Annotated in this window: 16 protein-coding genes and 1 pseudogene; 15 read left to right on the top strand and 2 right to left on the bottom strand. The window is 63.6% G+C overall.

Going from position 1 to position 9278, the window contains the following annotated elements:
* The 4 genes and pseudogenes from GOB81_RS16750 to GOB81_RS16735 all read left to right on the top strand — a co-directional run.
* Window positions 1-135, top strand: a pseudogene (locus GOB81_RS16750) (DUF932 domain-containing protein); the annotation flags it as partial.
* A gap of 83 nt (window positions 136-218) precedes the next feature.
* Window positions 219-659 carry a hypothetical protein gene (locus GOB81_RS16745; RefSeq protein ID WP_010517766.1) on the top strand — a complete coding sequence of 147 codons (441 nt, stop codon included), beginning with the start codon at window positions 219-221 and terminating at the stop codon, window positions 657-659.
* Window positions 646-1692 (top strand): DUF7146 domain-containing protein, encoded by a 1047-nt coding sequence (locus GOB81_RS16740; protein ID WP_010517764.1) that lies wholly within the window; start codon window positions 646-648, stop codon window positions 1690-1692. Before GOB81_RS16745 ends, GOB81_RS16740 begins: the two co-directional genes overlap by 14 nt.
* Window positions 1693-2012: 320 nt before the next feature.
* On the top strand, window positions 2013-2942 hold the full coding sequence (locus GOB81_RS16735) for a DUF2493 domain-containing protein (protein WP_010517762.1): 930 nt from the start codon (window positions 2013-2015) through the stop codon (window positions 2940-2942).
* Between the two features lie 30 nt (window positions 2943-2972).
* On the opposite strand, the gene GOB81_RS16730 is transcribed toward GOB81_RS16735, so the two are convergent.
* Together GOB81_RS16730 and GOB81_RS16725 are read right to left on the bottom strand one after the other, a co-directional pair.
* On the bottom strand, window positions 2973-3296 hold the full coding sequence (locus GOB81_RS16730; RefSeq protein ID WP_010517760.1) for a helix-turn-helix domain-containing protein: 324 nt from the start codon (window positions 3294-3296) through the stop codon (window positions 2973-2975).
* On the bottom strand, window positions 3280-3666 hold the full coding sequence (locus GOB81_RS16725) for a type II toxin-antitoxin system RelE/ParE family toxin (protein ID WP_010517758.1): 387 nt from the start codon (window positions 3664-3666) through the stop codon (window positions 3280-3282). Before GOB81_RS16725 ends, GOB81_RS16730 begins: the two co-directional genes overlap by 17 nt.
* On the opposite strand from GOB81_RS16725, the gene GOB81_RS16720 reads away from it, so the two are divergent.
* The 11 genes from GOB81_RS16720 to GOB81_RS16670 all read left to right on the top strand — a co-directional run.
* Window positions 3665-3817 (top strand): hypothetical protein, encoded by a 153-nt coding sequence (locus GOB81_RS16720; protein ID WP_010668868.1) that lies wholly within the window; start codon window positions 3665-3667, stop codon window positions 3815-3817. The genes GOB81_RS16725 and GOB81_RS16720 overlap by 2 nt on opposite strands.
* A 116-nt stretch (window positions 3818-3933) precedes the next feature.
* Window positions 3934-4374, top strand: coding sequence for a hypothetical protein (locus GOB81_RS16715; RefSeq protein WP_023979781.1), 441 nt, complete (start codon window positions 3934-3936; stop codon window positions 4372-4374).
* A gap of 596 nt (window positions 4375-4970) precedes the next feature.
* The gene (locus tag GOB81_RS16710) at window positions 4971-5297 is read left to right on the top strand and encodes a DUF736 domain-containing protein (protein ID WP_018308129.1); all 327 of its coding nucleotides are present in this window, start codon (window positions 4971-4973) and stop codon (window positions 5295-5297) included.
* Between the two features lie 340 nt (window positions 5298-5637).
* Window positions 5638-5790: a hypothetical protein gene (locus GOB81_RS16705; RefSeq protein ID WP_010518334.1), complete on the top strand. Its 153-nt coding sequence runs from the start codon at window positions 5638-5640 to the stop codon at window positions 5788-5790.
* Between the two features lie 180 nt (window positions 5791-5970).
* A complete protein-coding gene (locus GOB81_RS16700; RefSeq protein WP_018308128.1) occupies window positions 5971-6255 on the top strand; it encodes a helix-turn-helix domain-containing protein in 285 nt (94 codons plus the stop codon).
* Window positions 6256-6385: 130 nt separating this feature from the next.
* Complete coding sequence (locus tag GOB81_RS16695) at window positions 6386-6649, top strand: DNA -binding domain-containing protein (protein WP_010518332.1); 264 nt, start codon at window positions 6386-6388, stop codon at window positions 6647-6649.
* Window positions 6650-6787: 138 nt separating this feature from the next.
* Entirely contained in the window at window positions 6788-7006 is a 219-nt protein-coding gene (locus GOB81_RS16690; RefSeq protein ID WP_010518331.1) for a transcriptional regulator domain-containing protein, read from the top strand.
* Between the two features lie 19 nt (window positions 7007-7025).
* Window positions 7026-7574, top strand: coding sequence for a DUF2285 domain-containing protein (locus tag GOB81_RS16685; protein ID WP_018308127.1), 549 nt, complete (start codon window positions 7026-7028; stop codon window positions 7572-7574).
* A 222-nt stretch (window positions 7575-7796) separates the two neighbouring features.
* Window positions 7797-8048, top strand: coding sequence for a helix-turn-helix transcriptional regulator (locus GOB81_RS16680; RefSeq protein ID WP_010668883.1), 252 nt, complete (start codon window positions 7797-7799; stop codon window positions 8046-8048).
* A 62-nt stretch (window positions 8049-8110) separates the two neighbouring features.
* Window positions 8111-9136: a replication initiator protein A gene (locus tag GOB81_RS16675; RefSeq protein WP_338421388.1), complete on the top strand. Its 1026-nt coding sequence runs from the start codon at window positions 8111-8113 to the stop codon at window positions 9134-9136.
* Window positions 9133-9278 (top strand): ParA family protein (locus tag GOB81_RS16670; RefSeq protein ID WP_042061154.1); only part of this gene is annotated, 146 nt, incomplete at its 3' end. The genes GOB81_RS16675 and GOB81_RS16670, both read left to right, overlap by 4 nt.

Raw genomic sequence — 9278 nt, 5'->3', positions numbered from 1 at the left:
GAGGAAGGGCGCAAGCCGGAGAGCGTGTTCGATTTCGTGCAGGGGATCACGGCGCTGGCGCGGACAAAGGCCAATCAGGACACGCGGCTGGATCTGGAGGAGAAGGCCCGCAGGCTGATGGAGCGTGCGTCCTGAAAGACGACTGCACGCTTTTCCGTAAAGACGTTTTTACGAGCCCGGCCACTGCGCCGGGCTTTTTCGTTTCGGGAGTTTTTCCGATGGCTGATTTCTTCACGCATTTTTCCTGCGTTCTCGATGTGGGCACAGTGGACAATGCCGCAAAGGCGCTCGACCTCTACAATGCGTTCATGGACGAACTGGCGGCGGAAGATCCACCCTCTGACGGTTTTGTCCTATCGATCGTGCCCGAATATGGCGGCACGAAACTCTGGATGCACGATGAGACGATCGGAGATCCGCATCAGGTGGTGGAATTCGTGCTACGCTGTGCGCGAATATTCCGGTTGCGGGGCCGATGGGGATTCCAGTGGGCCAATACGGCCTCACGTCCCCGGATAGGCGCCTTCAGCGGCGGTGCGCATCTGCTTGACCTTGGCAGGCGCAAAACGATTTCATGGATGACCACCGATCGCTGGCTGGCGATCGCCCTGGACGGAGGCAATCCCGACACAGGAGGGCAGGGCGATGACCTTGCATGATGCAGGCGATCTCGCCCGTCGGCTGGCGGAGAACGCGGAGGCGGTGTGCCGGCAGTATCTGTCCGCCGGTCGCCGTCACGGCAATTACTGGCTGGTCGGTGACGTGCGCAATACGCCCGGCCGGTCGCTGTTCGTCCGGCTCCACGACACCGCCAACGGCAGGGCGGGAAAATGGACGGACGCTCAGTCGGGTGAGCATGGCGACCTGCTCGACGTGATCCGCGAAAGCCTCGGCCTGGTGGATTTCCGCGACGTGGCCGACGAGGCACGCGCCTTCCTCAGCCTGCCGCATCCTGACCCAGTGCCGCCGTCACAGGACCGACCTGCCCGTGAGCGTGCTTCCGCCAGTTCTTCCGAAGCGGCACGACGGCTCTGGGCCATGTCCGGGCCGATCATAGGCACATCCGTAGACGCGTATCTCCGTAGACGCGACATTACGCTTTTGCACGGAACCGAAGCCCTGCGCTTCCATCCGCGTTGCTTTTACCGCCCGGACGAGGACGGTCTGACCGAGACCTGGCCCGCCATGATCGCCGCTGTCACCGACCTCGACGGCACTCTGACCGGTGTGCATCGCACCTGGCTGGCGGCGGACGGCCGTGGCAAGGCACCGGTCGACCATCCGCGCCGTGCCTTGGGCGGGCTGCTCGGTCATGCCGTGCGCTTCGGGGTGGCATCCGACGTGCTCGCCGCCGGGGAAGGCATCGAGACGGTGCTTTCGCTGCGGCAGGTTCTGCCCGATCTGCCATTGGCCGCCTGCCTGTCTTCGGCACATCTCGCTGCCCTGATCTTTCCGCCGCTGCTACGCCGTCTCTACGTCCTGCGCGACGACGATCCGGCCGGGGATCAGGCGCTGGCGACGCTGCACGCCCGCGCGGGTGACGCCGGGATCGAACTGATCGGCCTGTCGCCACGGCTGGGCGATTTCAATGATGATCTCCGTGCGCTGGGACGCGGCGCGCTGCGGGCGATCCTGCATCCGCAACTCGCGCCAGCGGACGTGGCACGCTTTCTGGAGGCCGCCGATACCTGAGCGGGCCGGAAAGAGGAGTGGGGGGGCCGTCTTCTGTCGGCGGGCCTGTCCTGCCTCCCGTCCGGCAGGTCCGCGCCCCGGCCTTTCAAGTGGGGAGCGGGCGTCAGCCGGGCCGGGCCTTCAATGGCGTGAGCCGGCTATTTTCCGTCGCGCCCTGTGGGGGCGCTTTACATCGCGAGGCAAAATAGCCGGCCCCCTGCCATCCTTCGCTGTGCTGCGGCCGCGCGCCAGCGCGCGGTTCCGGCCCGTCCCTGGTCTGCCGCTGTCCGCCCCCGGAAAGGCCGCGAAGGGCGCAGCCGGAGACCTGGGAGGACAGCCTCATGACCCGCATGACCGACGATTTCGAACCGCCGCACGCCGCTTCATCCACCGCGCATGTGCTGACCGAACTCCAGATGTATGGCTACCGTCCCTTCGCGGACGAGCCGGACCCCAGGCCGCTACCCGAAGCGCAGCGCATCGGGGGTGCTGTGGCCGACATCTTCGACGCCATCGCTGCGACGCTGACCGACACACGGCTGGAAGCCGATCTCGAAGCATTGCTCTGGTCCACCGTGAACATCTTCCACCGCATGGTCGGCCAGGTTGAGCGTGAGCTTGACCGCAACGAGCAGGCGCAGAAACGGAGCCAGCAGGAACAGGATGGCAGCGAGATCCGCTCGGTGGAACTGGAGCGGCTGATCGCCGAAGGGCTGACCCTGATCGAGCGCCGCAACGCCTACGAGATCTTCCGCGACGAGGCGCAGGAGCAGTTCGAGCGCCTGACCCTGAGCGCGTGGCGTCCGAAGGCCGGCTCGCTGGTGTCACGTCGCACCATGACGGCCTCCATGATCGACAGCCGCGATTTCCTCAACGCCCGACGCCGCGCCGAGGGCGAGTTGCTGGTCCCGCCCGGCCCCAAGGTGGTCGTGACCGGGGGCCTGGACTTCGACGACCATATCCTGATCTGGGACCGGCTGGATAAGGTGCGGGCCAAGCATCCCGACATGGTGCTGCTCCACGGTGGCTCGCCCAAAGGTGCTGAGTTCATTGCCTCACGTTGGGCCGATCACCGCGATATCGTGCAGATCGCCTTCAAGCCGGACTGGACCAGGCATGCCAAGGCCGCGCCCTTCCGTCGTAACGATGCGCTGCTCGACACTATGCCGATCGGCGTCATCGTCTTCCCCGGTTCAGGCATCCAGGAAAATCTGGCCGACAAGGCAAAGCGGCTCGGTATCCCGGTCCTGCGGTTCGGAGGCGGCGCGTGAGCGCTCTCTCCTTCCCCGCAAGCCAGCGTCTCAGGCAAGAACCTCAAGACCGTGCTTCTGAATGACGCTCAACAGCTTGAGCGCCATCCCGCTCGGCCGTTTGGCGCCGCTCTCCCACTTCTCGACCGTGCTTTCGCTCGTGTTCAGATACCGCGCGAAGACCGGCTGGCTGACATTGTTCGCCTCGCGGAGACGCTTGATCTCGATCGGCTCGATCGCAGGGGGCACCACCAGATGGCGCGTGTCAAAATCACGCATCGTCGCCTTGTCGAGCGCGCCGACCTTGTGCAGCATTACCGCCCCGGAATGAATGGCCTCGGAAATGTCGCTCCGGAAGCTATTTTTTCTCTTCATCGCCATGGCATATCTCCGTCAGGTCTCGATCCTTCAAAAGCCGTTCGACCTGTTCCCCGGTCAGCACGGCATAGGCTTTGGCGAGGGTCCGGAAGTCTTCCAGTTCATCGCTATCGATATTGTCCCGGTCCTTCTTCGCGAACAGATAGGCGTAGATCCAGTATCGACCGCCTTTCGCAAGAATAATGCTGCGATGCAGGTTCTTGTTCAGGCGCTTCTTGAAGACACCACCACCCAGATCGACGGCCTGACCCTTCATGACCTCCCGGATCGCTTTGCAGAGTTCATCGTCTTTGATGCGAGCTTTCCGGGCCGCCCTGGCGAACCAGGCGGTCTTGAATGCCCGCTGGGATGGCTCGGCATTGGTCATGACCTCCTATGTAGCACCAGGTGCTATGGATCGCAAGGTTCTTCGCAACGCCACCGGATCACGGGGGAAGGCAATAACGCTCGACCTGATTGACCGCAACGTCCGCATACCAGCGATAGATTTCGATGATATCGTCACCGGCGGGACGTAAGCCGCGCGGATTTTCGTTCCGGTCACCGTATCATCTGCGCTATAATGCGGGTTGCGCCGTGGTGGTGGTGGCAGGCGCGACCGTCCGACATTGTCGGTTGCACGGAGACCGCCGCCATGTTCATCCTTGCTCCCTTCCTGCTCGTCGCCGGCATTGGCTTCCTGTGCTGGTTGTTCTTTACCGTGGCAGTCTTCGCCCTGCCCTGCGCCATGGGTCTGATGGCCGGGTTCTGGGCGTATGGTGCGGGTGCTGGTGTTGTCGGCGGGATCATCGTCGGTTTCGTCGCGGGCGCTGCAACCTTCGTTATTGGCCAAATCGCCTTCGCCTTGGTGCCGTGGATGTGGCTCAAGCTGCTGATCGTCCTGCTCTATACGGTGCCCGCCATTATCATGGGCTACAGCACGACACATGGGATCGCCCAGATGCTGATGCCGTCTCCGGCGTGGCAGCTCTTTTTCTCCATCATCGGCGCGATCGCGGTGGGCGTCACCGCTTTCATCCGCTTTACAACCGTGGCCCCACCCGGACCGTCCGGCGGCAATATCGCGCGGGTCTGACACCGCTCTGGCAACCGGCGAGGCAGGACAGGATCGGGGGCTTTCGCATCTGGCCGCCTCGCTGTCAGGAGGGTATGGCAGGAGCGATCGATGAGGCCCTGATTGCAGCATATTGGCTGAAGGTGCTCTTTCCCTGGAGCGTGGACGTCCAGCGCTTCCTGTCAGCATCGGCCGGTGGAATCCCGGAAGGCAGGGCGTGTCCGTGCGAAACGCAGTCCCGGAACGGGGCGTGTGCAGGGTCGGAAGCAGGGCATGACGATGCCTTCCCCTTCCTGGCCGACACTTGCGTGGGGCGCGGGTGGCCATAGTCTCCGTGATGTGTGCTCTGTCGGGCCGCGCACGCATGCCGCCTCTCAAGATGGCTGATCTAGCCGAAGGTCGGCTGCGCCTCGATCGGCCATGGCGCAACAGCGGTCCATAATTTTCTTCCCCTGACGGCTGCGCCGTCATTCCTCGCGAAACAAGAAAATTCCGTCCCGCCGTCCTCCGCTGCGCTTCGGTCCCTACGGGATGCGCCGCCGCTCGCCTCCGTCTGTCCGATCGCCATCGAGGCCGCAATGGTGCGGGCTCGGTAACAGAGATCACGGAGCAGTATCATGGCTACCATCGGCACCTTCAAGAAAGTCGGCAACGGATATAACGGCGAGATCGTCACCCTCTCGCTCCAGACCCCCAACGTCCGCATCGCCCCCGAGACCACGCGCCTGAACGAAAATGCCCCCAGCCACCGCGTCTTCGTCGGCCGGGTCGAGATCGGAGCGGCCTGGTCCCGGCGCTCCAACGAGGGGCGCGACTATCTGAGCCTCAAGCTCGACGATCCGAGCTTCAACGCCCCGATCTTCGCCAACCTCTTCGATGACGAGGACGGCGAGGGCTACAGCCTGATCTGGTCCCGCCCCAACGGCCGCCGCAACGGCGACTGAGGTGCCAGCGATCCCCCGCCCGGCCGGTCCGGGTGGGGCCTTCGCATGACCGATCGCGAACCGGCGGGTGGGCGCACCAGTCGCGCCGCGCCCAATCTGCCAATGTGTGGGCAAGAAAGGGGAACAGGGCTTCCCTCAGCCTTCCCATTGTACCATGCCCGGCGTGAACCGCCTCAAGGACGCGCGGTCCCCCCAATTTTGCCCGGCGCACCCTACGGGCACACCAGACAAAATCGGCTCCCCCGCGCGCCGCTGGGGCGGTCGCCTGCGGCGATCCTTGACCCGATTCACGCGCGCATGAGGCGACGGCCTGTCTTCGAAAAACGAAAGGAGCAGGACGATGACCACGCTACACGACCAGATCCAGATGCTGCGCGCCGAACTGACCAGCTTTCACCTCAGCCGTCGTGAGCGGGCCAAAATCGAGCGTGAACTGAACCAGGTATGCGCGCAATTCGCAGCAAAATGCCACGACGGGGAGGCCTCCGCGTAAGCGGGGGTCTTTTCGTCTGGTCGCCCGTACCGACGGCGGACCCCACTGACGGTCCTATCAGAAGCAGGACGCCGGTGTTTCCTCACTATCCAACTGAAAGAACGATATTGAATCTCCATTATACGACTATTATAGTCGTATTTCTGGTGTGCATGCCCTGCATGTCGGATGTGATCATGGATGATCACTGGCCGACAGGTAAGGGCGGCACGGGCACTCCTGAACTGGACACAGGAACGGCTCGCTGAAAAAGCCCTCGTAGCATTGACCGCGCTCAAGCGCCTTGAATCCGAGCGTGGCCTTGGTGTCCATGAGGGCACGATCGACCAGGTCCGCCGCGCGCTGGAAGCAGCGGGCATCCTGTTCATCGAGTCCGGGCAAGGGCGTGGTGTCATGTTTCTTCACGAGACTTCCGATCCACAGACGCGACAGGATGCGGGCCGTCGCAGACGCGCGCCGTCCTGATCGGCCTGGCCGCGCAGCCTTCCCACTCGGCCCCGCGTTGTTTTTTGCGTCAGCGCGGAACCGTCGAACGGTCGTCATTCCACGAATTTGTTATCGAACCGATCCAACAGCGCTATCACGAGGGATCGTCATGACCCACCCATCCTTCCAGGATCACCCGCCTCTGACGGCGCGTGTGAACGCCTATGACGAGCAGCATCTCGACCTTTATCTCCGCCTCCTGATCGCCGACGAGGAAGGTGCCGACTGGCGCGAAGTCGTTGCGGTGCTGTTCAAAATCGATCCTGTCTGTGAACCCGTGCGCGCCAGGGCTGTTTACGACAACCATCTTGCACGGGCGCGCTGGATGACCAAAGCCGGCTACCGGCATTTGCTGGAGCCGCGCCTGCAATAGCCGGGCTTCGCCGGCCCACGCGCTGGTCCCCCACGGCACTCTCCCCAATAGAAAATCAGGGTCTATGCGCTCGCGGTTCCGATCCGGCTAATTGAGGCTGCCCCCTTGCCGTATGAGGGGCCAGACAGGGAGGTCACCATGCCGACATCCTTCTGGCGTTCACAGGAAATACGCGACCGTATCAGCACTCTGGACCGTTCCGGTTTCGCCGTCGAGTTCCTGCGCCGCAACGCGACGTACCGTCGCGAGTATGCCCGCCTGCAACGACGCATCGCCCGCCGGGCAACGGACGCCGCCGCAGAGCGCGCGGCGTTCGCCGAACGCTGGGGGTTGGGCTTTTGTCCATGCTCCCGATGAACCCGCCCGCCGCGGCCGCATGGTCTGGAGGCCCGAGGTCTCCCCGGCCACGCTGATTCTCACGCCGGCACCCTCGGGTTTCGCGACGGTGACCCCGATCGAACCCGCCATGCTGGGGAATATCCTGGCCCGTCACGACGATGCGGATGGCGGGTGGCTTACGATCGGCGACGCGGTTGGCGATCTCTTTCTTCGGCTTCTGGACCCTTCGGCCTTGCAACGCCCCGCCGTGCTGCTGCCGCTGGACGCTGCCGGCGAGCTTCGTCTCGACGTGGCGTTGCGCTTTTTCCGGCATCTGCGTGGCAGCCGCGTTGCCCTGCTTCCACGCGCGCTCCAGCTCACGCCGCTCCAGCGTGCGCGGCAGATTCAGCTTCTGATCGCCTTCGACATTCAGGAAATTGGTGGCGGCCCACGTGAGGTCGCCATAGCCGCCGGCCGTTCATGGCAGGCGATTTTACCTTCCATCGAGTGGAAGAACACTGCGGCGCGGCGCTTTGCGGATCGCCTGATTCAGGACGCAGAGAACCGGGTAAACGGCGGTTACCTGGATTTCTTACACGGCAAATAGCATCAGCCGTTTTTCGCTCTCCTGCGCTGTTTCCCTCCATTTTTTCGACGCTGGCCTGCGCCCGGCTGCGCACGGTAACTCTTGCGCGCGTCATGGTCCGCCGAAGGTGGACACTGAGTCTGAAAAATCTTCGTCCACCCCCAACGCCTGCTTTCTTCGCCACCGTCATCCCGATCCGCCGCGACTTCGCCGCGACGCTTCAAAACCGGACGGAGGCATATCATGCTCAACAGACCCACGCCCTCACCGGCGCGCTATCTGCGCACCCATGAGGCTGCGCAAATTCTCGGACTTTCGCCGCGCACACTGGAAAAATATCGCTGCCACGGTACAGGACCGACGTTCCGCAAGCTTGGTGGTCGCGTCGTCTATCTGATCGATGACCTCGACGTATGGGCAGCCGCCGGTGCGTGCAAATCCACCTCCGACCCGAATTATGACGCGGCGCGTGCCGCCGGGCATGACCCACGATGAATGCCGCGCCGGGTATTCCGCGTTCCAGGCGCGCAAGCGAACGCAACAGGCTCGACCCGTTCGTGGTCTCCGGCGGGGATGCCAGCCCGCGCGATCAGCGCGACCTGATGGAGCGACCGTTCTTCTCGCTCGCGAAGACAAAGCGCACGGTGCCGATCTTCTATGAAGCCGGTGACGTCCGTGTCGAAGTCTTCGGCATGCCCGACCATGGCATGGCGACGATCTGGGACGCCGATGTGCTGATCTGGGCCGCCAGCCAGATCGTCGAGGCGGAAAATCTTGGTCTTACGACATCGCGCTTCCTGCGCTTCACGCCCTATCAGCTTCTGAGCAGTATCGGGCGTCAGACGGGAGCGCGGGATTATGGGCTACTCAAGGCGGCACTGACCCGGCTCCAGTCCACCGTGGTCGCCACTACGATCCGCAACGGCCAGAACTGGCGCCGTCAGCAGTTCTCCTGGATCACCGAATGGGAGATCTGTGCCAGCCAGACGGGCCGCGCCGCTGGTGTCGAGATCGTCATTCCCGAATGGTTCTATCGCGGCGTGATCGACCGCTCGCTCGTGCTTGCCATCGACCCGGCCTATTTCCGCCTCACCGGCGGCATCGAACGCTGGCTCTATCGCATCGCCCGCAAGCATGCTGGCCGCCAGCGTGCGGGCTGGACCTTCGAGATCGCCCATCTGCATGCGAAATCCGGCAGCCTGGTGCGTGTCTCGGATTTCGCCATCCAGATCCGGCATATCGCCGCCCGCCAGTCGTTGCCCGGCTATCGCCTGGGCATCGAGCGCGACGGCGCGCGCGAATTGCTCCGCATCCTGCCGGCCGACTTATCCACAATTCCTGTGGATAACCATGTGAATGGTATCGGGATTTCACACGCAACCCTTATCGGGACATCACACGCAGGACTATCGGGACTTCGCACGCACGAATCGCAGCTAAGTCTTTGGCCTGAAACGGCGATTCCGGCCCTTAACTTATCTAACTTAGAATCTAACTCTTATGTTGATGGGGCGGGCCGCCTTGCGGATAACGGCCCTGGTCCCTCCGTTTCCGGCCCAAAAGCACGCGGAGACGGGCCATGATCGTGGCCCTCCTCAACCAGAAGGGCGGCGTCGGCAAGACGACGCTGGCGCTGCATCTCGCGGGCCAATGGGCTCGGGAAGGCCGGCGCGTGACGGTCATCGATGCCGACCCGCAGGGCTCGGCGCTGGACTGGTCGGCGCA

It is taken from the genome of Acetobacter conturbans (assembly GCF_011516755.1).
In the GTDB taxonomy this organism is placed as follows: domain Bacteria; phylum Pseudomonadota; class Alphaproteobacteria; order Acetobacterales; family Acetobacteraceae; genus Acetobacter; species Acetobacter conturbans.
This window is presented reverse-complemented; position numbering and strand designations above follow the sequence as displayed.